The sequence below is a fragment of the Pasteurella canis genome (assembly GCF_020810675.1).
GTDB lineage: Bacteria > Pseudomonadota > Gammaproteobacteria > Enterobacterales > Pasteurellaceae > Pasteurella > Pasteurella canis.
Genome location: NZ_CP085871.1, coordinates 1,864,716 through 1,887,308 on the forward strand (window position 1 = coordinate 1,864,716; position 22,593 = coordinate 1,887,308).

Genomic DNA, 22,593 nt, shown 5'->3' on the forward strand with positions numbered 1-22,593 from the left:
TTTTAAGCGATATTATTTCGCAGGATTTGGACCGATACGCTCACCATGTTCAACACGTTCAGGCGCTTTGTGAACCATGGTGTAAGCATAGTCAACACCCATACCATAAGCACCTGAATGCTCTTTCACGATATCAAGCACTGCATCATAGGTATCTTTCTTCGCCCAATCACGTTGCCATTCAAGCAATACTTGCTGCCAAGTGACAGGAATAATGCCTGCTTGAGTCATGCGATCCATCGCATATTTGTGTGCTTCTACTGAAGTACCGCCTGATGCATCTGCAACCATATAGATTTCATAGTTGCCTTCTAAGGCTGCACATAAAGCGAAACTTAAGTTACACACTTCTGTCCATAAACCTGCAACGATCACTTTTTTACGACCATTTTTTGCTAACGCATCGCGCACGTTTTGATCGTCCCAAGAGTTCATTGAAGTACGCTCAAGGATTTTGTGATCAGGGAATACCGCTAATAATTCTGGGTACGTGTGACCAGAGAAACCATCAGTTTCAACGGTGGTAATTGTTGTTGGAATATTAAATACTTTTGCTGATTTTGCTAATGCAACCACGTTATTTTTTAAGGTTTGGCGATCGATTGATTGAACACCAAACGCCATTTGTGGTTGGTGATCAATAAAAATAAGTTGGCTGTTTTCTGGGGTTAAAACCTCAAGAAATTTACGATTTGACATGGTCATTCTCCATTAAAAAATAAAAATACTTTCGCAGTAACAAATCGGCCGACCTGTTGAGCGCTAAGTATAATTATTTTTAAATGGTGAATAAATGTATGTTTTATTGATTATTTATTTCGTATTAGGAAATAATATGAGTGCAACTACATTGAATTGGTCCTTCTTTTATTGGTGATTTGGTGTATTTAATAAATATGAGTACACCTAAGAACAAATTATTTGAAACGAGTTTTAAAACAGCATCAATAATCATAAGCTGATAATGTCTTGATACCATTGTTCGCAAGAATAAGGAAAATAATGGAAGATGGGAAAAGATAGTCGTTTTAAAGAGAAATAAGTTAAAATCAACGAAAAGAAATGCCCTTAACTTTGTTTTTTGAAGTTAGGGGCATTAAAGTTTTACTGTGGTTAAGACGAGGTTTTGGTCTTTGTACAACGACGACATAATACAAAACATTGTCAAAATTGACCGATTTTTCGTCCCCTTTTGTAATATTATTTTAATACTTGAATGACGATTATTTGTGTTTTTTCAAAAACTCGACACCTGTATCTGGGAAGTCTGTGAACACCCCTGTTGCACCTGCTTTATTTAATAACGCATCATACATTTGGTTCACATCAGTGAAGAATGCAGGTAGGGCATCTTTACGTACTGTGTATGGGTGAAGCTCCATTTTGTAGTTAGCTAATTCTTTCACTAATGGTGTGTAAACAATGTTACCCACTTTCGATTTTTGATCATCGATCAACATGTACCAGCCTGGTCCTACACCATCTGCATATTTAGCGACTTCAGCCATAGCACCTGGTTTGAACATCCAGTCATAATCGTAGTTCACCCATTTGCCTTGTGCATTTTTCTCTTCGGTTTCATGCCAATCAGTATAGGCGACTAACTGAACAAGTTTAATATCCATACCCATTTTTGGCAGTAATTCGGTTTTAATGCGTTTTAGCTCGTTGAAATCGAAGGTTTGTAGGTAAACCATATCGTCTTTAGTATCATAACCATATTGTTTTAACACTTTTAATGTGGCAGTAGCTATGTCTTTGCCTTCTTGATGGTGTAACCATGGAGCTTTGATTTCCGGATAGATACCAATTTTTTTACCCGTAGATTTTTCTAAACCTTGGATAAATTCAATTTCATCTTCAAAAGTATGAATTTTGAAGTGCGATTTCCACAAAGGGAAACGATTTGGATACACTTGAACTTGTTTTCCGTTTTCCATTTTGAAATTCTCGGTCATTTCTAGACTTTGAATTTCTTTTAAAGTGAAGTCAACTACATAATAACGACCATCTTTTCTTGCTCGATTTGGGAATTTTTTTGCCACATCAGTTAAGCCATCTAAGAAATGATCGTGAATGACAATTAAGCGATTATCTTTGGTCATCGCTAAATCTTGTTCTAAATAATCGGCTTGTTGACCAAATGCTAATGCTTTAGATTCAAGAGTATGCTCAGGTAAATAGCCACTTGCACCACGGTGAGCAATAATTAATTTGTCACTACTACTCATCATAGTTTGGCTTGAACAAGCTGCTAATGTTGAAACCGCAATTGCGGTAGCGATTGCTTTTAATTTCATAGATAGGTCCTCTTGTTAATCAAGTTATTATTTTTCACATCTTGGTTTTATATCGTAGAAATAAAGCTCGTTAATTTCACGATCATAACCGGGATAGAAACCTTTTGGCATACCTAAAACAATTTGTTTGCCACGGTTGGAATGGATAATCATTTGTTTAGTCATTGGATTAACCACTAATCCTTCAATTTCACCATAATCTTTTACATCATCTAAGGTGCGTTCTAAGACAACACGTCCCTCATTATGTTTATCTGAAATCTCGACGCGATATAAATGATCATGTTCTTTTTCGTCTGCTGTGCCATCATCAGCTGTGAGGTATAATTTCCCTTCATACGCAAATACCCCTTGAATCCATTGTGGAACAGGTTGTAAATGTACTTTACGTTTATATTTACCTGTTTCGAGATCATATTCGTATAAATATCGACCACTCTCTTCACCGACCCAAGACGCCATCCAAATGCTTTTATTCACAGTATCCACTGTAATCCCTGACACTTCTACTTGACCTGAGTCGGGATTAAAGTCAAAAGCACGTTTTAACGCGAGTGTATCTGCATCATGAATTGCAATTTGGATATTAGTGCCTACACCATCGGCAAACCATTCTGATGAAACGTACAATTCATTGTTGTAAATATCGATGTCTCCGATGTGATTAGCTTCTTTTTGATAACCGATGAAAGGGGTTTTATTTTCATAAAGTAACTTACCATTCATATCGTATTTGGCGAGTGTAGTACTACCAGACACATAAAGGTATTTACCATCAGTTGTGATACCTTGTCGACCGTTAACCTCCATGACTTTATTTAATTTGTATTCATATTCAGGTAACGCTGTTTTATAGGGTAACTGACAAGTGTCCGCTGCCAGCGCAGTTTGTGCTAAGCCTAATGATAAAGTGGCAATGAGAGAGAAAGAAAAGGTGAATTTAGTGAGCTGCATAAGGATTCTCCTTTTAATTTGTGTTGGCGTAAGTTATATAAAAAAAGGAAGAATGTGTTTCACATATCTTCCTTTTTTCTTACCTTACTTATTTACCGTAATGATCATCAAGTCTTGCTTTATGTTTGCTTTCTTCGATCATCGTGATAAACATTAATAAAATAGCTAATACACCACCAGCGATCATGACATAGAAACCACCGTCCCATCCATAGAACTCTGCTGCCCAACCCACGACAGCTGAAGCAGATACAGTACCACCTAAGTAACCGAATAAGCCTGTAAAGCCTGCTGCAGTACCTGCCGCTTTTTTAGGTGCAAGTTCAAGTGCATGTAAACCGATTAACATTACTGGACCATAAATTAAGAAACCGATAGTTGTCATTAAGATAAAGTCAGTTAATTGATATGGGTTTTCATACCATGCATGGCCTTCATAGAGTGCTAATTCAGATTCTGGTGTAGCAGGGTTCATCCAGAGTGCAACTACAGCAATGGTAGTTAAAATCATGAAAATGAAGCCAGTCAAACCACGTTTACCTTTAAATACATGGTCAGATACCCAACCACAAAGTAGTGTGCCTGGAATAGCGGCTAATTCATAGATAGTGTATGCCCAAGCGGTTCCTTTGATGTTGAAGTGTTTGACTTCACCAAGATACACTGGAGACCATTTTAATACGCCATAGCGGATTAAATAGACGAACACGTTAGCGATTGCGATGTACCATAATAGTTTATTTTTCAATACATAAGTCACGAAGATTTCTTTTGTTGTTAAATCGTGTTCATATGTTTTTTCATTATAGTCATCTGGATAGTCATTACGCCATTTTTCAATTGGTGGTAAACCACAAGATTGTGGTGTATCTTTCATCACGAAATAGATAGGAATTGCGGCGATCATGGCAGCAATACCTGGATAGTAAAGTGCTTGTTGCCATACGTCCTTAGCGGTGGCTTCAACCCCATGAGTACTGAAGTAAATTGCACTCGCGAGTAACACCATTGCACCAGGTACCATTCCCCCTAAGTTGTGCGCAGTATTCCAAATAGACACGATAGAACCACGTTCTGATTTAGACCACCAATGTACCATTGTACGACCACATGGAGGCCAACCCATTCCTTGGAACCAACCATTTAAGAAAATAAGCACGAACATCACAGCAATACCTGATGTTGCCCAAGGCATTAAGCCCATCATTGTCATACATAAACCAGAAAGTAAAAGACCAAATGGTAGAAAGACTTTTGGATTTGAGCGGTCAGAAATAGATGCCATGAAGAATTTAGATAAGCCGTATGCTAAACCTGCACCAGTACCGATAATACCAAGTTCAGCTTTGTTATACATACCAGCTTCAATCAATCCTTTTTGTGCTAAGTCAAAGTTTGCACGTACAAAATAATAAGCAGCGTAACCAAAAAAGATGCCTGCAAAAACTTGCCAACGCAAGAAACGGTATCTGGCATCTATTTTGTCCGCTGGAAGCTCCGGAATATGCGGAGCGGGTTTAAATGGACCAAACATACAATTCTCCAATAGGTTAAACGAAACAAAAAAACGAAAACATTCTCTTAACAAGAATCTTACACAGATAATAAGGGAAAAGAAAAAACTGAAAAGCGAAATTGTGCTAATTTGTGAGTGATTTCACAAAAAATATTGTGTGATTGCACAGTTTAGAAAATAAATTGTGATATTTGTCACAATTGAGTTTTCTTTTTCAATCAAATGATTGTTTGTTTGTGCGTGTTTAGCCTAAAATGACAGCAGAAGTATCGTTTATTTGAGCGTTTTTTGTTTATGTGGGAGAGGAAAGATGAAAATATCACCTCAAATGTATAAAAATACCGCAGATACAAGTCCTATTAGTACAGATGTGATTATCATTGGTGGCGGTGCCACTGGCGCAGGGATTGCTCGCGATTGTGCGTTGCGCGGTATTGATTGTATTTTATTAGAACGGAGAGATATTGCGACAGGAGCAACAGGTCGTAATCATGGATTATTACATAGTGGCGCAAGGTATGCTGTGAATGACCAAGAATCCGCAAAAGAATGTATTGAAGAAAATAAAATTCTGCGCAATATCGCTCGTCATTGTGTTGATGAGACAGAAGGTCTATTTATTACCTTACCTGAAGATGATCTGGATTATCAGAAAAAATTTATTGAGAGTTGTACTGCTTCTGGAATTGAAGCAGTTGCAATAGAACCAGATTTAGCAAAACGGTTAGAACCTTCTGTTAATCCTGAATTAGTTGGTGCTGTCGTTGTACCTGATGGCTCAATCGATCCTTTCCGATTAACGGCTTCGAACATGTTAGATGCAACTGAAAATGGTGCGCGTGTTTTTACTTATTGTGAAGTCACAAATTTAATTCGAGAAGGGGGTCGAGTTATTGGCGTGAGCGTTTACGATCATAAATATAAAGTACAACGTCAATTTTTTGCCCCAATTGTTGTAAATGCAGGAGGAATTTGGGGACAAGGAATCGCTGAATATGCGGATCTGAAAATTCGTATGTTCCCTGCTAAAGGCGCATTGCTTGTAATGGGACATCGTATTAATAAAATGGTGATTAACCGTTGTCGTAAACCCGCAGATGCCGATATTTTAGTACCAGGTGACACTATTTGCGTGATTGGCACCACCTCAAGCCGCATTCCTTATGATCAAATTGACAATATGATTGTCACGCCTGAAGAAGTCGACATTCTTTTCCGAGAAGGTGAAAAACTTGCCCCATCACTGCGCCATACTCGAGTATTACGTGCTTATGCTGGTGTTCGTCCACTAGTTGCAACAGATGATGATCCGTCAGGACGTAATGTGAGTCGAGGGATTGTCTTACTTGATCATGCTGAACGTGATGGATTGGAAGGATTTATCACTATTACTGGTGGTAAGTTAATGACTTATCGTTTGATGGCTGAATGGGCAACCGATTTAGTCTGTAAAAAATTAAATAAAACGGCGGAATGTACTACCGCAAAACAAGTTTTACCAGGCTCTAGTGAGAGTCGATTGGAAACCAATAAACGTGTTATTTCTTTACCTAGTACCATTCGTTATTCTGCTGTTTATCGTCATGGATCTCGTGCTACACGTTTATTACAAACAGAACGTCTTGATCGCACTTTAGTATGTGAATGTGAGGCAGTGACAGCTGGTGAAGTACGTTATGCAGTTGATGAATTAAGTGTGAATAATTTAGTCGATTTACGTCGTCGTACTCGGGTAGGTATGGGTACTTGCCAGGCTGAGCTTTGTGCTTGTCGAGCTGCAGGTTTAATGTCTCGTTTTGGGGTTGCTACCCCTCGTCAATCCACAACACAGCTTGCTTCTTTTATGGAGGAGCGTTGGCGTGGTATTGAGCCGATTTGTTGGGGAGAGGCTACGCGTGAGGCTGAATTTACTTCTTGGGTTTATTACAGCCTGCTTGGTCTTAATGATGTACAACCGCTTGCACAACAAGCGCAGCAAGGGACGGATGACAATGAATTTTGATGTAGCAATTATTGGAGGAGGGCTTGCGGGGTTAACATGTGGTATTGCTCTCCAGCAACAGGGTAAACAATGTGTCATTATTAATAATGGCCAGGCAGCGATTGATTTTTCATCGGGTTCGATGGATTTACTTGGACAGTTACCAAGCGGTCGCCAAATTCAGCATTTTGAGCAAAACTATACCGCACTTTATCAGCAATTACCGCAACATCCTTATTGTGTGATAGGTAAAGAAAAGGTCATGGCAAATGCGCTTAAGTTTGAACAATTAGCGCAGCAATTAAATCTTGGTTTAGTAGGCTCAAGCGAAAAAAACCATTTACGTGTCACGCCATTAGGCAGCTTACGCCAGACTTGGTTATCGCCGAACAGTGTGCCTACTGTGGCTGAGGGGGAGATTTTCTCTCATCGTAAAATTGCAATACTCGGTATTGAAGGCTACCACGACTTCCAACCACAATTATTAGCCGATAATTTAGTTCAAAATCCACAATTTTCCCATTGCGAAGTAACTACGGGCTTTTTGAGTATCCCTGAACTAGATCATTTGCGTAATAACTCTCGTGAATTTCGTAGTGTAAATATTGCTCAGCTCTTAGAACATAAATTAGCATTTAGTGATTTAGTACGTGAGATCAAAGAAGCGGCGCAAGGAGCAAAAGCAGTCTTTTTACCTGCTTGTTTCGGTTTAGAAACACAAGCGTTTTTTATAGCACTTAAAGAAGCAACACAGCTAGAGCTGTTTGAACTGCCAACATTACCGCCATCTTTGTTAGGCATGCGTCAACATAAACAACTTACTCAATATTTTAAACAATTGGGTGGATTTATGATGAATGGTGACAAAGTCATTAAGGCAAATGTAGAAAATAACCAAGTAAAACAAGTCTATACTCATTTACATCAAGAAGTACCAATTACAGCAAAACATTTTGTTCTTGCCAGTGGTAGTTTTTTTAGTAAAGGGCTAGTCGCTGACTTTGACAAGATTTATGAACCTATTTTCAATGCTGACATTATTGGATATACACAATTTGACTCGTCTAATCGGATGACATGGACGCATCATCGTTTTGCAGAATCACAGCCTTATCAGGCTGCTGGAGTGATAATTAATGCTCAATGCCAAGTACAAAAGAGCGGTCAGTCTTTTGAGAATTTATATGCAATCGGTAATGTGCTTGGTGGCTTTAATGGGATTGAATTGGGCTGTGGATCTGGGGTTGCTGTGATTACGGCATTTGTCGTTGCAGAGCAAATTGGGGGTGCTATATGAATATTCAACAGCTAATTGAAAGTGCGAAACAAGGTGCTGCAGCACCAGTGGTACATCAACATATTGATGAAAGTTTTGAAAGTTGTATTAAATGTACTGCTTGTACAGCTGTTTGTCCTGTTTCTCGCCAAAATCCATTTTATCCAGGTCCAAAACAAGCGGGACCAGATGGCGAACGTTTACGCCTAAAAAGTGCGGAGTTGTATGATGAAGCCTTAAAATACTGTACTAATTGCAAGCGTTGCGAAGTTGCCTGTCCTTCAGATGTAAAAATTGGTGATTTAATTGTTCGTGCTCGAAATAATAATGTTGAGCGCCAAAATAAGCCTCTCATGCATAAATTGCGTGATGCGGTTCTCAGTAATACTGACATTATGGGCAAAATGAATACGCCATTTGCACCTATTGTGAATACTATTACGGGATTAAAAGCAACTCGTTTCTTGCTTGAAAAAACATTAAGTGTCAGTAAGTATCGTACGTTACCAAAATATTCTTTTGGTTCTTTCCGTAATTGGTATTTAAAACACGCAGCAGATGAACAAGCATTATATCAAGACAAAGTAGCCTATTATCATGGCTGTTATGTCAATTATAACAATCCACAACTTGGTAAAGAGCTTATCCAAGTATTTAATGCACTTGATATTGGTGTGGTATTACTGGAAAAAGAAAAGTGCTGTGGCTTACCATTATCCGTAAACGGCTTTCCTGAGAGAGCGAAAAAACAAGCGGAGTTTAACTTAAAATATTTGGGTAAAACGATTGATGAACGTGGTTTAGAGGTTGTAGGGACTTCTTCTAGCTGTACCATGAATTTACGTGATGAATATCATCACATTTTAGGTATGGATAACCAAAAAGTACGCCCACATGTACATATTGTGACACGATATTTGTATCAATTACTACAAGCAGGGAGAACCTTTCCATTTAAAACACTGCCATTACGCGTGGCTTATCATACTGCTTGCCATGTGGAAAAAGCAGGTTGGGCACCTTATACATTAGAAGTGTTAAAACAAATCCCAGGTCTTGAAATTGTGATGTTACCATCACAATGTTGCGGAATTGCAGGTACTTATGGTTTTAAAGCTGAAAACTATGAGGTCTCACAGGCTATTGGTAATCCATTATTTAAGTACATTAATGAAGGTGGGTTTGATTACGTGATATCGGAATGTGAAACTTGTAAATGGCAGATTGATATGTCAACTCAGTTGACTTGTTTACACCCGATTACTTTATTAGCAATGGCATTAGGAAACAATGATAAATAGGAACTATGCGTAAGCAATTTACGCACATTTATGGGGGCAATTGCCCCCTTTTTTACAGATTTTATTGACAAATATGCAATTTAACATGGTTAGCTTTTAAAATTTCCAAAATCGGATCAGGTGGATTCGCATCTGTGAACACATGCTCTACATCTGCGATAGAACCTAAACGAACCATGGCTCGACGTGAAAATTTAGAATGATCTGTGACCAAAAATGTTTTACGCGAGCTTTCAATTATTGCGCGTTTTACTTGGACTTCGTGGTAATCGTAATCCAGTAGTGAACCATCTAAATCAATCCCACTGATACCCAAAATCCCAAAATCCAAACGGAACTGTGAAATAAAAGCAACTGTTGCTTCACCAATAATCCCCCCATCTTGGCGTAATGAACCGCCAGCTAAAATAATATCAAAAGTATCATTTTGCATTAAAATGTAGGCGGCATTGATATTATTTGTGACGATACGTAACTTTTGATGATTCAATAGGGCATTCGCAACAGCCTCTGGAGTCGTACCTATATCAATAAATAAAGAAGCACCGTTGGGAATCAAGTTTGCGACTTGTTGTGCAATACAATTTTTCCCTTTTAAAAAGAAGTGCTTACGGTCAGCGTAATCACTATTTTCTGCGGTAGAAGGAGATGCCGCTCCTCCATGGTGGCGACGGATAACATTTTTTTCAGCTAACTCATTTAAATCACGACGGATAGTAGGTGGGCTGACATCTAATAAAGCGACAAGTTCTTCTGTACTGACATAGCCTTTTTGTGTGACTAAATCGACAATTTTTTGATGGCGGATCGATTGTTTCATGTTGTGTCTTTCACTTGTTATGGTTAAGTGCACTGACATTTTAGTCTATTTTATAACACAGATCATCTTTTTACTGTGTGTTTGGGGGTGAGCCATGCGAGCACCATACCAATAATTAGACCTGAAATATGCGCAGTGTTACCCATTTCAATACCAAAAAAAGGGCTAATAAATCCTGTAATAATACCAAGTACTAGCATCATCGAAAATCCTGTTGGCAAATTGAAATATTGCTTAGAGTGTAATTTATCAAATACAAAAACGTAGCCTAATACAGCGTAAACTACGCCAGATAACCCGAAAAAATAAGGACCAGAAGCAATATTTTGTGCAACGCCAGTGAGTAGTGCTGCAATAAAGAATATTTGGCAAAGTTTTGCTATGCCAAAATAACGTTCAATAGTGTGTCCAAATAGCCACCACCAGACTAAATTAAATGTGATATGTGTTGGTGATAAATGCACTAATGTATGAGAAAAATAGCGCCAAATTTGGTGAGATTGGTGTGAGTCTTCAGGATAGTGCATCCACTCTAGAATAAATTGTTCGTATCCGATTAATTGTAAAAGATAAATAACAAGACAGAGGGAGGTGATAAAAAATGTGAATTGGCTAGTACTTGCAAGTGTTTTTAATTTGTTTAGTTTAAAACCTGATTGGGTTAAAAATGCTTTTAGGGAATAGCGACTTGATTGCGTATCACCATTGAGCCAACTAGCTTGCTCGTATTTTTTATGAAAAGGCTGAGCGAGAAATTGGTCTTTTTCAATCAGAATAGCTTGAAGATGAGGTGAGTTTTCATCAACGAAAAGCTCAATTCGTTTTCCTTTTTGGTCTTGAACCTCACGGAGTTCTACTTCAACAGAAAATTGTGCACGAATATAGTCACGAAAACGAAACGCTAAAAGTGAGATTTCGCTGCCAAATAGATATTGCATTTTGTATTCCTTATTTTATTGCATGGTGCCATTGTAATCGGAGGTGATTTAAAATAAAAATGATTAATTAGAATAACGATGAGAGGAGTCAACTCTTTTTATATTGCAGTATATAAGGAAACAGCCCAGTTTTCATTGGGCTGTTTTTTATGCGTTTACCATGCAAAATTAATGGCGGTATTATACGTCAAACGGCTATTAGGATTAACCGCAATCCCAGCACGTGTTGCGACATTTTTACTGAAGCGATAGCCCATACCAACGGCAAGTGCAACTTGGGTATGGTATCCACCTACTGATGCGGTAAAATTAACAGTATTATTCGCATCAGGTTGGAATAAACCACTAAGCGCAGCTTGGCTTGCAAAGCCAGCATTCATTTTTTTATCTAGTCTATAAATATTTTGATGTAAGGCTTGAAGTTTATTATCAAGCTGTTTCATGATATTTATTTCATCTAAGTAAAAGGATTGACCAGAATAGTTTACAGGTAAAAACTTAAGATTATTTTGTTGGAGCTTTGTAGTAATTTCAGCGAGTTGTTCTGTAGTATCAAGTGAGAAATTGGATAGGTTTTCGATATTTTCTTTAATTTGGCTCCCTTGATGTGCAATTTCTGAAGAATGAGTATTTAAAGTTTTTTCTATATTGCTTATTGCATCTGCTGCACTGATACTTGTGGAGTTTGCTTGTTTTTGTAAAAGATAAACGTTTTGCATTAATTCTTTAGTATATTCCACCAAAATATCAATTTTTTCACTTTGTTTTTTACCATTAACATTATTTAGTTCTCCATAAATTGACTGAGTTCCAAGACCATAAGGATTGCAATTACTATCAGAGCTATTATGATTACATTCGCTATCAAGTTCATGTAAATGGTAGTTTGGGTCATAGGTGGTAGAATCAACTGTTGGTGCTGCAAAAATGTGGTTTGATAAGAAAATAGATACCAAAATGGCAGTTTTCGAATGTTTCATTTGTAATAATCCTTATTATAAATAATCCATGATTTGAGAGTCAGTGATTATACCACTTTTTTATAAAAAGTTATATTTATTAATATGTTATGAGAGGGAGTAATGAGTAGAGGAAATATACAAACGAGCTTTAGTGGGTTTAGTTGGGCGATTGCGCTATTTTGTTTGCCGATATTATTATGGCCTTTGGCGTTGACAATTTCGCCTAATTTACTCAAAAGCCCTCATTTAACTGAAAGTGAAATGACATTTATGTCAATTTTTTTATGGGTTTATCCTTTTGGTTTGGCGATTATTGCACGTATTGCTTATCGAATTAACCAATATAATCATGCAGTTGCACGTAATTTATTGATAATAAGTGCGGTCATTTTTTATGGACTTTTGTTTTATGTTGCCAGTGGGTTTCATTAACCCACTGTTTTTATAGGTAAGCCCGCCCGCTGCCATGCTTCAAAGCCTCCTGTCACACTATAGACTTCGGTATAACCTTGTTCGATTAAATACATTGCTGCACCACGACTACTCACACCGTGATAACAAATCACAATGACAGGATGATCATCTTCATGCGCCAACTCAAATTCTCCATAAGTTTGGTTAGTCAAGTGAAAGGCATTTTCAGGGTGGGCAGCGGCAAAATGAAGCGTATTGCGAATATCTAATAAGACAGCATTACGTTGTTGCATTAATTGCCATGCTTGTTGTGGAGAAAGTTCGGAAAATTGTGACATAAGTGTTTCTTTAAAGATGTTTAAAAGTTGGTCAATATAGCATTTTTATTGCGAAAGAAAAACACTGTATCTATATGGGATTAATTTGTGAGAAGCTCGTGATTTTTAGACTGCACTTTTTGACCCAGTGTCATTTTTTTCTTATTATGCAATCACTATTTTTTATTTAAGGGCAACTTTTATGCAATATCTTTTATCACAAACGGAACAAGGGCAACAACTTGGTATCACTGCGAAAATGGCAAACCGTCATGGTTTGATCGCTGGCGCAACTGGTACAGGAAAAACAGTCACATTACGCACAATGGCAGAGGCGTTTAGTGATGATGGCGTGCCTGTGTTTTTAGTTGATGTGAAAGGTGATCTATCAGGCTTAGTAAAAGCAGGTCAATTTCAAGGCAAAATTGCAGAGCGCATTACACAATTTGAATTAGGCGGCGAGGCGTATTTGAACGGCTATCCTGTTTCATTTTGGGACGTATTTGGTGAAACGGGCATTCCATTAAGAACGACTATTTCTGAAATGGGACCATTGTTGCTTTCTCGTTTGCTGAATTTAAATGCGACACAAGAGGGATTATTGAATTTAGTTTTCCGTGTAGCAGATGATAAAGGATTATTGCTGATTGATTTAAAAGATTTGCGCGCGATGCTTAAATATGTTGCTGATAATGCCAAAACCTTTCAATTAGAATATGGTAATGTTTCTGCAGCAAGTGTGGGGGCGATTCAGCGTGCCTTATTAACGTTAGAAAATGAAGGGGCCGCAAATTTATTTGGAGAGCCTGCATTAAATCTAGATGATTGGTTGCAAACCCGTGATGGGCGCGGTGTTATTAATGTATTAAATTCAGAAAAATTGATTAACTCGCCAAAAATGTATAGTGCTTTTTTATTATGGTTAATGGCAGAGTTATTTGAAACTTTACCTGAAGTGGGTGATCCAGAGAAACCAAAATTTGTGATGTTCTTTGATGAAGCCCACTTGCTTTTTGATGGTGCACCTGCGGTCTTAGTGGATAAAGTAGAGCAAGTTGTACGTTTAATCCGCTCTAAAGGCGTTGGGGTATATTTTGTGACACAAAACCCATTAGATTTACCTGATACTGTTTTGGGACAATTGGGTAATCGTGTACAACATGCTTTGCGTGCTTTTACACCACGCGATCAGAAGGCTGTTAAAGCAGCAGCAGAAACCTTCCGTACTAACCCGAAAATTAATGTGACAGAAACGATTACAACATTAGGCGTTGGACAAGCACTTGTATCTTTCTTAGATGAAAAAGGGATGCCATCACCAGTAGAAATCGCTTATATTTTCCCGCCACGTAGCCAACTTAAACCGATTTCAGTGGAAGAACGCGCTGCTTGGGTGAAAGATGATGAGATTTATCCATTTTATCGTGATCTAATCGATAATGAATCTGCGTTTGAAGTGTTAAGCCATCAAGCGGATTTAGCCGCCGTTGCACAAAAGCAGGCTGAACAAGCACAATCTGAAGAAGAAAATGGTCTAATGGGCAGCTTAAGTCGAATGCTTTTTGGGGCGAAAAAGCGTGGTGAAAAATTGACTGTGACTGAGGAAATTGTTAGTGGTGTAGCTAAATCTGTTGGACGTAACATTCGTAATCAAGTCACGAAACAAATTATGCGTGGTATTATGGGCGCATTGAAGAAGTAAAGTGCGGTCTGTTTTTCAGATATTCTGCTTTTGTTTCTGTGATTAGAACATAAAAAGCGCGTGGATCAATTGAACCACGCGCTTTTATTTTTGAATGATAACTTATAGGAATAAATTAGCAAACAATAAACCAAAGCCTAAGCTGAATGCCATGCTGAGTAAGCCTGGTAGCATGAAGCTGTGGTTAAATATAAATTTACCGATACGTGTTGTTCCTGTGGTATCAAAGTCAATTGAGGCAATGATTGGACCATAGTTAGGGATGAAGAAATAACCGTTTACAGCAACAAATGTACCAATCAAGATTGGCGCTGGAATGCCTAATGCAATACCGAGTGGGAATAATGTTGCTACTGTTGCACCTTGGCTGTTCACTAATACAGAGAGGGCAAAGAGTGCAAACGCAAATGTCCAAGGTGCACTTTCTACTAAGTATTTCACGGCTTCTTTGACTTCAGTGATATGTGCTTGCATTAAAGTATCACCTAACCAAGCAATACCGAAGATAGCGATTACGGCACGCATACCTGCATGGAATACAGAACCTTTTGTCACGGCTGTACCATCTGGTTTACAAACTAACATAATAAGTGCACCAGCAGATAGCATCACGATTTCAATTGTATGAGCCATGCCCATTGCTTTACCGTCAAACGCTGGACGTAAGCTTGGGAATGTCCCCATTAATACGACAAGTAATGCTGCTGTTAAGAAGATGGCAACAGAAACTTTTGCTGATTTAGACACTTCAATTTGATCAATAGCTGATTGAGCTTGACTTTCTTTTGCGTATTCAGGGCTTTGTAGTCTCGCTAAATAAATAGGATCTTCATGTAATTCTTTACCCATTTTATTGACAAAGAGACAAGCTGCAAAAAGTCCTAATACTGTTGCAGGAATAGTGATACTTAATACATTACCAAGTGTGATGCCTTGTGGTTCTAAGTAATTCACGACTGCAACAACGGCAGCAGCAATTGGACTTGCGACAATAGCAAATTGAGATGCAATTACAGCCATTGATAATGGGCGTTCTGGACGAATGCCATTATGACGGCTGACTTCTGCAATAACAGGAAGGACTGAATAAGCTACGTGACCTGTACCTGCTAAAACTGTAAATGTCCAAGTGACGGCTGGGGCCATAAAGGTAATATATTTTGGATTTTTACGTAAAATACGTGCTGCGATTTTGATCATATAGTCTAAACCGCCAGATGCTTGCATTGCGGCAGCAGCAGAAACGACAGCCATAATCATGAACATAACATCGATTGGCAATCCTGCTGGTTTTAAGCCAAAACCAAATGAGAGAATAGCAAGACCCAATCCCCCCATGACACCAAGTCCAATACCACCAATACGGGCACCAACTAAAATACATAGTAAAACTATGCCAAATTGAATAAAGAACATCATAATGTATCCTTAGTATGCTGTTAGTTTAGATAAAAGTTAAGACAATAAACGAATAGATAATATACATACTACGTATAAAATTGTGGTTAATATAGCAATAAATAGGTAGGCTATCTATAATATAGATCAATTAAAATTTGAATACTTTCTTTGAAAGATGAAGAAACTACGGTTATACTTAGAACCCTATTTTAAAACCTAATACTGAGAAAAAAATGCAAGAATTTATTCCAATGGCAAAAGACTTTGCCCAAAATCATACATTAATGGTATTGGCTTGGGTAATGGTATTTTTTACAGTCATTTATACTTTTATTAAAGACTTTACTTCTAAAGTGAAAGTGGTTACTAACGCAGAAGCGGTAAGTTTAATGAATAATCAAGATGCGGTTGTAGTGGATTTACGCTCAATAGACGAATTTGCTCATGGCCACATTATTAATAGTCTCAATATTTTACCAGCAGAAATTAAAAAGAATAATGTGGGTAAGATTAATCAACATAAAGACACACCTGTTATTTTAGTGTGTGCAACAGGTATGAGTGCAAGCACATCTGCTGATTTACTCGTTAAACAGGGTTTTAACCAAGTTTATACTTTAAAAGAGGGGATCTCGGGATGGCGTGCTGCAAATTTACCTTTAATTAAAAAATAAAACTCATTAAATCATAAGGACTTAACAATGACTGAAGAAAATAAAGCAGTAGAAAAAGAAGAACAAGAACAAGAAGTTCAACCTGTATTACAGATTCAACGTATTTATATCAAAGATGTATCGTTTGAGGCGCCAAATTTACCACATATTTTTCAACAAGACTGGGCACCTAAATTAGGTTTTGATTTAAGTACCGAAGCAAAACAAGTCGGTGACGATTTATATGAAGTTTGTTTAAACATTTCTGTTGAAACGACAATGGAAGGCACTGGTGATGTCGCATTCATTTGTGAAGTCAAACAAGCTGGTGTGTTTACTATCAGTGGTCTAGAAGATATGCAAATGGCACATTGTTTAACTTCACAATGTCCAAGCATGTTATTCCCATATGCGCGTGAATTGATTTCAAGTTTAGTTAATCGTGGAACATTCCCGGCATTGAATCTTTCTCCAGTGAATTTTGACGCATTGTTTATGGATTATTTACAACGTCAAGAGCAACAAGCTGAACAAAACACTGAAGAAGAAAACAAAGAAGTTCATTAATCAATCTCTTTCGCTCTCGTTTCGAGAGCGAAATTTTATCACTTACTTTAGCTAAGATGATGTCTATTTTCCTCACTCAATTTCATAATTTTTCGGGAGTACAAGTATGAATACAACTGTTGCCACTTCTCCAATTACTGTGCTTGGTGCTGGTTCGTATGGTACCGCATTGGCTATTGCATTTTCTCGAAATGGATTTCCCACTTACCTCTGGGGTCATGATCCTGCTCATATGCAGCGTTTGAGTGAAGAGAGACAGAATAATGCTTTTTTACCTCATATCGATTTTCCTGAAGCATTGCATATTGAGGCAGACTTATCTAGTGCAATGAGCCGCTCCCGAGATTTATTAATTGTTGTCCCAAGCCATGTTTTTGGTGAGGTGATTGATAACATAAAACCTCACTTACGACCAGATCATCGTATTGCTTGGGCTACTAAAGGATTAGAACGTAATTCAGGGCGTTTATTGCAGGAGGTCATTGAGGAGAAACTTGGTACACAGTATCCATTAGCTGTACTATCAGGACCGACATTTGCGAAAGAGCTTGCTGCGGGTTTGCCAACTGCAATTGCATTAGCATCTAATAACGAACAATTTGCTTTAGAGTTTCAAGCACGTATTCATTGTAGTAAGCATTTTCGAGTCTATATCAATCAAGATATGATAGGGGTGCAATTAGGTGGCGCGATTAAAAATGTGATTGCAATTAGTGCAGGGATGTCAGATGGGATGGGATTTGGTGCTAACGCGAGAACCGCATTAATTACTCGTGGTATTGCTGAGATTAGCCGTTTAGGTGCTTCTTTAGGTGCAAATCCAAATACATTTATGGGGATGTCTGGATTAGGAGATTTAGTGTTGACTTGCACTGATGATCAATCGCGTAACCGTCGCTTTGGCATTATGCTTGGTCAGGGTTTTGCTGCACAAACGGCAATGGATAATATTGGTCAAGTTGTAGAAGGTTTTTACAACGCAAAAGAAGCCTATTTACTTTCGCAGCGACAAGGTGTCGAAATGCCAATTACTGAACAAGTTTATCAAGTCTTGTTCTGTGGAAAAAATGCACAAGAGGTTGCAGCAACGTTACTTGGGCGTGAGCGTAAAGTGGAATAATTGAAGAAATAAAACAAGGACAAAAGAATGCCGTTAGAAGTGTGGGATCATATCCGTCAGGAGGCTAAAGAGCTCGTTGAAAATGAGCCTATTTTAGCCAGTTTTTTTCATGCGACTATTTTAAAACATCATAATTTGGGGAATGCATTAAGTTATATCCTCGCAAACAAACTTGCTAATCCTATTATGCCAGCTATTGCATTGCGCGAGATCATTGAAGAGGCTTATCAAGCCCAACCTGATATTATTGATAGTGCCGCTTGCGATATTCGTGCTGTACGTCAGCGAGATCCCGCAGTCGAGTTATGGTCAACGCCATTGCTATATTTAAAAGGCTTTCATGCATTACAAAGTTATCGTATTACTCATTATTTGTGGCAGCAAAACCGTAAAGCATTAGCCGTTTATTTACAAAACCAAATTTCAGTCGCATTTGATGTCGATATTCACCCAGCCGCAATAATTGGTTGTGGCATTATGTTTGATCATGCAACAGGTATCGTGATTGGTGAAACTTCTATCGTTGAGAATGATGTTTCTATTTTGCAAGGTGTAACGCTTGGGGGTACGGGGAAAGAATGTGGTGATCGTCACCCTAAAGTGCGTGAAGGAGTAATGATTGGTGCTGGTGCTAAAATTCTTGGTAATATTGAAGTGGGCAAATATGCAAAAATTGGTGCTAACTCAGTCGTTATCCAACCCGTGCCAGAATATACTACTGCAGCTGGCGTACCTGCAAGGATTATTGGGCGGGATAAACAAGCAAAACCTGCTTTTGAAATGAATCAATACTTTAATGGTGATAATAATTAATAATACAATGATATGAAAGTGCGGTTTATTTTTGCACTTTTTTAGTCAACAAGAGTAAAAGAAATGATTAATAAAGATACTAAACTCTGTATTTCCTTAGCAGGTAGACCGGGTAATTTTGGTACAAGGTTTCATAATTATTTATATGAAAAATTAGCACTTAATTATATCTATAAAGCATTTACAACAGCTGATATTGAGCATGCGATAAAAGGTGTACGTGCATTAGGAATTCGTGGTTGTGCTGTCTCTATGCCTTTCAAAGAAAGCTGTATGCCCTTTATTGATGAAATATCTGAATCAGCTCAAGCGATTCAATCGGTCAATACTATTGTCAATGAGAATGGTTATTTGAAAGCATATAATACGGATTATATTGCAATTATAAAGTTGATTGAAAAATATCAATTATCGCCTCAAGCGCATGTGCTTGTTCAAGGAAGTGGTGGAATGGCAAAAGCAGTTGTCGCTGCATTTAAACATAAAGGCTTTGAGAATGTTAGTATTTATTCACGTAATGAAATAACAGGCAAAATGCTTGCCAGCTTATATGGTTATCAATATCTGGATCAGTTGGTTAATCAAGTCGCAGATATTTTAGTTAATGCGACACCAATAGGTATGGAAGGTGGTAAGGAAGTGAATGAATTAGCATTTCCAGCATTTATTATAGAACAAGCAAAAGTTGTATTTGATGTTGTTGCTTCTCCAGAACAAACACCTTTAATTCAGTATGCAACTCAGCAGGGAAAACACACTATTTCTGGCGCAGAAGTTATTGTATTACAAGCTGTTGAGCAATTTGAACTCTACACTCAACAACGTCCTGATGAGCATCTTATTAAAGAAGCAGCAGAATTTGCTCGTCAATTAGTTTAATTGAGTAAAGTATTTCTTTCTTTTTATGACCATATTAAAAATATGGTCATTTTTCTTTTTTTAGCCTGAGATAAATAAAATATCAGTTTTTTCTTTTCTTTTTTTCATTCTGACGTTAATATGCGAATCTTATTTTTTGAAGAAAAATAAGGTGCTGTTTTTTTCTTGATATTCATTGTTTATTATTTTTACTGAGAAAAGATTTTTATGAAAAACCAACGGGATACCTATAATTTAAAACCAATAGCAATTTTTTTATCTACATTATTAGCAAGTAATTTGGCTTATTCAAATAACTTAAATAATGAAGTTATTTTACTTGATGAAATTAGTGTGCAGGGACGAAATACAACAGTTTCTAGTGATCCACTATCTGGTGCGCCAAAACAAAATGATATAGTGGTGAGTAAAACAAAATTAAAAGCTAATTCAAGCACATTAGGTAATGCATTAGCTGGTGAATTGAGCGTTCATAGTAACCAATTTGGTGGCGGTGCTAGTGCCCCTATTATTCGGGGACAAGAGACGGTTCGTTTAAAAATTTTACAAAACGGTTCTGATGTGATTGATATGTCGCAACTCTCACCAGATCATGCAATCGGTGTGGATACATTATTAGCAGAGCAAGTTGAAATCGTACGAGGTGCTTCAACACTACTTTATGCCACAGCATCGCCAGCTGGAGTGATTAATGTTGTAGATAAACGAATCCCAACCAAATTACCTGAAAAAGGTTATGAAATTGATTTGAGTACACGTTATAACACTAATAGCCATGAGAAATTAGGTACGGCAGGGATTACGGTTGGTCTTGGTGAACATATTGCCTTACGATTTGAAGGACTTGGGCGTGATTCAAACGATTATCATGTGCCTTATTTTAAATCTGATAAAGTACTTAAGTATGCACCTGATACTTATAATAAAACCAAAACTCATATGTTTGGGCTCTCTTTTATCGGCTCTAAGGGGTATATAGGTGCATCTTATAATGAGCGTGCGGAAAAATATGGTATTCCTGGGCATAATCATTTACATGATAGTTGTGGACCTCATATTTGGGGAGGAAATGCTAAAAATACTTACTATTTAAATTTATATCCACATTTGATGGGTGATGCTGATTTAACAGAGCCACATAACTTTCACTGTGGTAATAATCATGTACATGATTCAGGTTTTAGCCATGATCAGCCTTATGGTGTACCACATGATCATTCTATGGCTGGTCCTTATGTGAAACTTAAGTCAAAGCGCTATGATATTCGTGCAGAATTAAAATCTCCACTAAAATATATTGAGAAAGCGCGTTTGAATTATTCATCAACAGATTATTTCCATGATGAGCGTGATGGTGCAATACCTGTCAATTTATTTAAAGCAAAAGGATATAACCTACGTCTTGAATTATTCCATGAACCGTTTAATGGATTAACGGGTGTATGGGGGGTACAATACCAAGAACAAGTGAGTAGTGCGAATTTACCACGTGTCCCTAAATGTTCTCTACTTTATGAGATAGTGCCTTATGGTCAGAAACCCAAAATTCAGCCTCGCTGTGCCCCTAAAATTACGGATGAACAACGTAAATCAGGTTGGGTTCTACCAAAACATGAGTTACAACAAGTTGGTTTTTTTGCAATGGAACAATTCCGTTGGAAAGATTTCTTATTTGAAGCGGGAATTAGAACAGAAAAACAAAAAATTGCGATTGAATATGATTTAGCTGCAATTGCAGATGCTAAAGGCCTTGCTGATGGTTCAAAATGTCTTCTCGCGATTTTATGTAATGGCAGTAATACGAGAAAACCAATAAGAAAAGTAAATGATCCTGATCTTTCACCTCGAACTGAGAGAGCCACATCATATTCGTTATCAACGACATGGTATTTAGCACCAGAATATTCATTAATGTTAACTTATTCCCATAATGAGCGATCACCAACGGCCATGGAGCTCTATCACCATGGACGTAATTTAGCGACAAACTCATTTAAATATGGTAATAAAGATCTTAAAAAAGAAGTCTCAAATAATACGGAGATCAGTCTTGCTTATACAGGCGAAAAATTAAGTTACAATTTGGGTGTTTATTATTATCGTTTTAAAAATCGCATTTTTTCACAGATTTTACGCCGAGAAGGAAACTTGACTCAAACTCGTTATACTCAATCTCAGGCAAAATATTATGGCGCAGAAGGACGTATTGATTATGCGATTACACCTGAAACTACAGTTGGTATATTTGGTGATTATGTGCGTGGTAAATTATTTGACTTACCACCAACATACAAGCCCGATGATTTACATGTTAATTTGATTGCAACGCCACAGCCAGATCAAGATGCGCCTAGAGTACCGCCTGCACGTTTAGGGGTTCGTGCAAGTTCAGCATTGACAGATCATTTGTCAGGAACGATGGAATATATTTATGTGTATAAACAACATAAAGTTGCACCAAGAGAAAATCAAACGGCTGCGCACAGTATGTTAAATGCAGGTTTAGAATATGCGAATAATTTAGCTGCAGTGAATTATCAATTCTTTATTCAAGGCAATAATTTATTGAATCGTCGTGTTTATTCACATTCGTCATTTCAATCTTTTGTTCCACAAATGGGACGTAATTTTGTAATTGGTTTGAATGTGAATTTCTAATCATTATTTCATGAGAAAAAA

The 22,593-nt window shown here is 37.6% G+C and carries 20 protein-coding genes; 11 read left to right on the forward strand and 9 right to left on the reverse strand.

Annotated elements, in window-relative coordinates; genetic code table 11:
* Positions 1-12: 12 nt before the first annotated feature.
* From K7G93_RS08690 to glpT, 4 genes are all read right to left on the reverse strand, one after another.
* Positions 13-699, reverse strand: a complete 687-nt coding sequence (locus K7G93_RS08690) for a hydrolase (protein WP_223667707.1) — start codon at positions 697-699, stop codon at positions 13-15.
* A 524-nt stretch (positions 700-1,223) separates the two neighbouring features.
* Positions 1,224-2,300 (reverse strand): glycerophosphodiester phosphodiesterase, encoded by a 1,077-nt coding sequence (gene glpQ, locus K7G93_RS08695; protein WP_049215814.1) that lies wholly within the window; start codon positions 2,298-2,300, stop codon positions 1,224-1,226.
* 27 nt (positions 2,301-2,327) lie between these two features.
* Entirely contained in the window at positions 2,328-3,254 is a 927-nt protein-coding gene (locus K7G93_RS08700; RefSeq protein WP_226690924.1) for a YncE family protein, read from the reverse strand.
* 88 nt (positions 3,255-3,342) lie between these two features.
* On the reverse strand, positions 3,343-4,788 hold the full coding sequence (gene glpT, locus K7G93_RS08705) for a glycerol-3-phosphate transporter (RefSeq protein ID WP_049215811.1): 1,446 nt from the start codon (positions 4,786-4,788) through the stop codon (positions 3,343-3,345).
* A gap of 292 nt (positions 4,789-5,080) precedes the next feature.
* Here glpT and glpA point away from each other — a divergent pair, with 292 nt between their 5' ends.
* The 3 genes from glpA to glpC are packed head-to-tail and all read left to right on the forward strand — an operon-like array spanning position 5,081 to position 9,328.
* Complete coding sequence (gene glpA, locus K7G93_RS08710; protein ID WP_115323347.1) at positions 5,081-6,772, forward strand: anaerobic glycerol-3-phosphate dehydrogenase subunit A; 1,692 nt, start codon at positions 5,081-5,083, stop codon at positions 6,770-6,772.
* Positions 6,762-8,048 carry a glycerol-3-phosphate dehydrogenase subunit GlpB gene (gene glpB, locus K7G93_RS08715; RefSeq protein ID WP_224046422.1) on the forward strand — a complete coding sequence of 429 codons (1,287 nt, stop codon included), beginning with the start codon at positions 6,762-6,764 and terminating at the stop codon, positions 8,046-8,048. The genes glpA and glpB overlap by 11 nt, the downstream gene beginning before the upstream one ends.
* On the forward strand, positions 8,045-9,328 hold the full coding sequence (glpC, locus tag K7G93_RS08720; RefSeq protein WP_226690923.1) for an anaerobic glycerol-3-phosphate dehydrogenase subunit GlpC: 1,284 nt from the start codon (positions 8,045-8,047) through the stop codon (positions 9,326-9,328). Before glpB ends, glpC begins: the two co-directional genes overlap by 4 nt.
* A 61-nt stretch (positions 9,329-9,389) precedes the next feature.
* Here glpC and K7G93_RS08725 read toward each other — a convergent pair whose 3' ends face one another.
* The 3 genes from K7G93_RS08725 to K7G93_RS08735 form a co-directional block, all read right to left on the reverse strand.
* Positions 9,390-10,148: a DeoR/GlpR family transcriptional regulator gene (locus K7G93_RS08725; protein WP_049215805.1), complete on the reverse strand. Its 759-nt coding sequence runs from the start codon at positions 10,146-10,148 to the stop codon at positions 9,390-9,392.
* A 62-nt stretch (positions 10,149-10,210) separates the two neighbouring features.
* On the reverse strand, positions 10,211-11,086 hold the full coding sequence (locus tag K7G93_RS08730) for a rhomboid family intramembrane serine protease (protein WP_226690922.1): 876 nt from the start codon (positions 11,084-11,086) through the stop codon (positions 10,211-10,213).
* A 155-nt stretch (positions 11,087-11,241) separates the two neighbouring features.
* On the reverse strand, positions 11,242-12,066 hold the full coding sequence (locus K7G93_RS08735; protein ID WP_160531600.1) for a YadA C-terminal domain-containing protein: 825 nt from the start codon (positions 12,064-12,066) through the stop codon (positions 11,242-11,244).
* A gap of 102 nt (positions 12,067-12,168) precedes the next feature.
* Between K7G93_RS08735 and K7G93_RS08740 the strand changes: the two genes are divergently transcribed.
* Positions 12,169-12,480, forward strand: coding sequence for a DUF5389 domain-containing protein (locus K7G93_RS08740; RefSeq protein WP_226690921.1), 312 nt, complete (start codon positions 12,169-12,171; stop codon positions 12,478-12,480).
* On the opposite strand, the gene glpE is transcribed toward K7G93_RS08740, so the two are convergent.
* The gene (gene glpE, locus K7G93_RS08745) at positions 12,477-12,800 is read right to left on the reverse strand and encodes a thiosulfate sulfurtransferase GlpE (RefSeq protein ID WP_115323352.1); all 324 of its coding nucleotides are present in this window, start codon (positions 12,798-12,800) and stop codon (positions 12,477-12,479) included. The two genes, K7G93_RS08740 and glpE, sit on opposite strands and share 4 nt — an antisense overlap.
* 181 nt (positions 12,801-12,981) lie before the next feature.
* On the opposite strand from glpE, the gene K7G93_RS08750 reads away from it, so the two are divergent.
* Complete coding sequence (locus K7G93_RS08750) at positions 12,982-14,481, forward strand: helicase HerA-like C-terminal domain-containing protein (RefSeq protein WP_226690920.1); 1,500 nt, start codon at positions 12,982-12,984, stop codon at positions 14,479-14,481.
* 102 nt (positions 14,482-14,583) lie between these two features.
* Here K7G93_RS08750 and K7G93_RS08755 read toward each other — a convergent pair whose 3' ends face one another.
* Complete coding sequence (locus tag K7G93_RS08755; RefSeq protein ID WP_049215870.1) at positions 14,584-15,897, reverse strand: anaerobic C4-dicarboxylate transporter; 1,314 nt, start codon at positions 15,895-15,897, stop codon at positions 14,584-14,586.
* 218 nt (positions 15,898-16,115) lie between these two features.
* Between K7G93_RS08755 and K7G93_RS08760 the strand changes: the two genes are divergently transcribed.
* From K7G93_RS08760 to K7G93_RS08785, 6 genes are all read left to right on the forward strand, one after another.
* On the forward strand, positions 16,116-16,556 hold the full coding sequence (locus tag K7G93_RS08760) for a rhodanese-like domain-containing protein (RefSeq protein ID WP_049215798.1): 441 nt from the start codon (positions 16,116-16,118) through the stop codon (positions 16,554-16,556).
* A 27-nt stretch (positions 16,557-16,583) separates the two neighbouring features.
* Complete coding sequence (gene secB, locus K7G93_RS08765; protein ID WP_226690919.1) at positions 16,584-17,102, forward strand: protein-export chaperone SecB; 519 nt, start codon at positions 16,584-16,586, stop codon at positions 17,100-17,102.
* Between the two features lie 106 nt (positions 17,103-17,208).
* On the forward strand, positions 17,209-18,222 hold the full coding sequence (gpsA, locus tag K7G93_RS08770; protein WP_049215795.1) for an NAD(P)H-dependent glycerol-3-phosphate dehydrogenase: 1,014 nt from the start codon (positions 17,209-17,211) through the stop codon (positions 18,220-18,222).
* Between the two features lie 27 nt (positions 18,223-18,249).
* On the forward strand, positions 18,250-19,035 hold the full coding sequence (gene cysE, locus K7G93_RS08775; protein WP_049215793.1) for a serine O-acetyltransferase: 786 nt from the start codon (positions 18,250-18,252) through the stop codon (positions 19,033-19,035).
* 63 nt (positions 19,036-19,098) lie between these two features.
* Positions 19,099-19,914: a shikimate 5-dehydrogenase gene (locus tag K7G93_RS08780; protein ID WP_226690918.1), complete on the forward strand. Its 816-nt coding sequence runs from the start codon at positions 19,099-19,101 to the stop codon at positions 19,912-19,914.
* Positions 19,915-20,121: 207 nt separating this feature from the next.
* Complete coding sequence (locus K7G93_RS08785) at positions 20,122-22,572, forward strand: TonB-dependent receptor (RefSeq protein WP_226690917.1); 2,451 nt, start codon at positions 20,122-20,124, stop codon at positions 22,570-22,572.
* The last annotated feature ends 21 nt before the right edge of the window (positions 22,573-22,593 follow it).

Excerpts from the sequence above, each read along its gene's own strand:
- glpB (WP_224046422.1), top strand. The coding sequence starts at position 6,762 with ATGAATTTTGATGTAGCAATTATTGGAGGAGGGCTTGCGGGGTTAACA.
- K7G93_RS08735 (WP_160531600.1), bottom strand. The coding sequence starts at position 12,066 with ATGAAACATTCGAAAACTGCCATTTTGGTATCTATTTTCTTATCAAAC.
- K7G93_RS08755 (WP_049215870.1), bottom strand. The coding sequence starts at position 15,897 with ATGTTCTTTATTCAATTTGGCATAGTTTTACTATGTATTTTAGTTGGT.
- K7G93_RS08740 (WP_226690921.1), top strand. The coding sequence starts at position 12,169 with ATGAGTAGAGGAAATATACAAACGAGCTTTAGTGGGTTTAGTTGGGCG.
- glpT (WP_049215811.1), bottom strand. The coding sequence starts at position 4,788 with ATGTTTGGTCCATTTAAACCCGCTCCGCATATTCCGGAGCTTCCAGCG.
- K7G93_RS08725 (WP_049215805.1), bottom strand. The coding sequence starts at position 10,148 with ATGAAACAATCGATCCGCCATCAAAAAATTGTCGATTTAGTCACACAA.
- glpC (WP_226690923.1), top strand. The coding sequence starts at position 8,045 with ATGAATATTCAACAGCTAATTGAAAGTGCGAAACAAGGTGCTGCAGCA.
- secB (WP_226690919.1), top strand. The coding sequence starts at position 16,584 with ATGACTGAAGAAAATAAAGCAGTAGAAAAAGAAGAACAAGAACAAGAA.
- K7G93_RS08760 (WP_049215798.1), top strand. The coding sequence starts at position 16,116 with ATGCAAGAATTTATTCCAATGGCAAAAGACTTTGCCCAAAATCATACA.
- K7G93_RS08690 (WP_223667707.1), bottom strand. The coding sequence starts at position 699 with ATGTCAAATCGTAAATTTCTTGAGGTTTTAACCCCAGAAAACAGCCAA.
- gpsA (WP_049215795.1), top strand. The coding sequence starts at position 17,209 with ATGAATACAACTGTTGCCACTTCTCCAATTACTGTGCTTGGTGCTGGT.
- cysE (WP_049215793.1), top strand. The coding sequence starts at position 18,250 with ATGCCGTTAGAAGTGTGGGATCATATCCGTCAGGAGGCTAAAGAGCTC.
- K7G93_RS08750 (WP_226690920.1), top strand. The coding sequence starts at position 12,982 with ATGCAATATCTTTTATCACAAACGGAACAAGGGCAACAACTTGGTATC.
- K7G93_RS08780 (WP_226690918.1), top strand. The coding sequence starts at position 19,099 with ATGATTAATAAAGATACTAAACTCTGTATTTCCTTAGCAGGTAGACCG.
- glpA (WP_115323347.1), top strand. The coding sequence starts at position 5,081 with ATGAAAATATCACCTCAAATGTATAAAAATACCGCAGATACAAGTCCT.
- glpQ (WP_049215814.1), bottom strand. The coding sequence starts at position 2,300 with ATGAAATTAAAAGCAATCGCTACCGCAATTGCGGTTTCAACATTAGCA.
- K7G93_RS08700 (WP_226690924.1), bottom strand. The coding sequence starts at position 3,254 with ATGCAGCTCACTAAATTCACCTTTTCTTTCTCTCTCATTGCCACTTTA.
- K7G93_RS08730 (WP_226690922.1), bottom strand. The coding sequence starts at position 11,086 with ATGCAATATCTATTTGGCAGCGAAATCTCACTTTTAGCGTTTCGTTTT.
- glpE (WP_115323352.1), bottom strand. The coding sequence starts at position 12,800 with ATGTCACAATTTTCCGAACTTTCTCCACAACAAGCATGGCAATTAATG.
- K7G93_RS08785 (WP_226690917.1), top strand. The coding sequence starts at position 20,122 with ATGAAAAACCAACGGGATACCTATAATTTAAAACCAATAGCAATTTTT.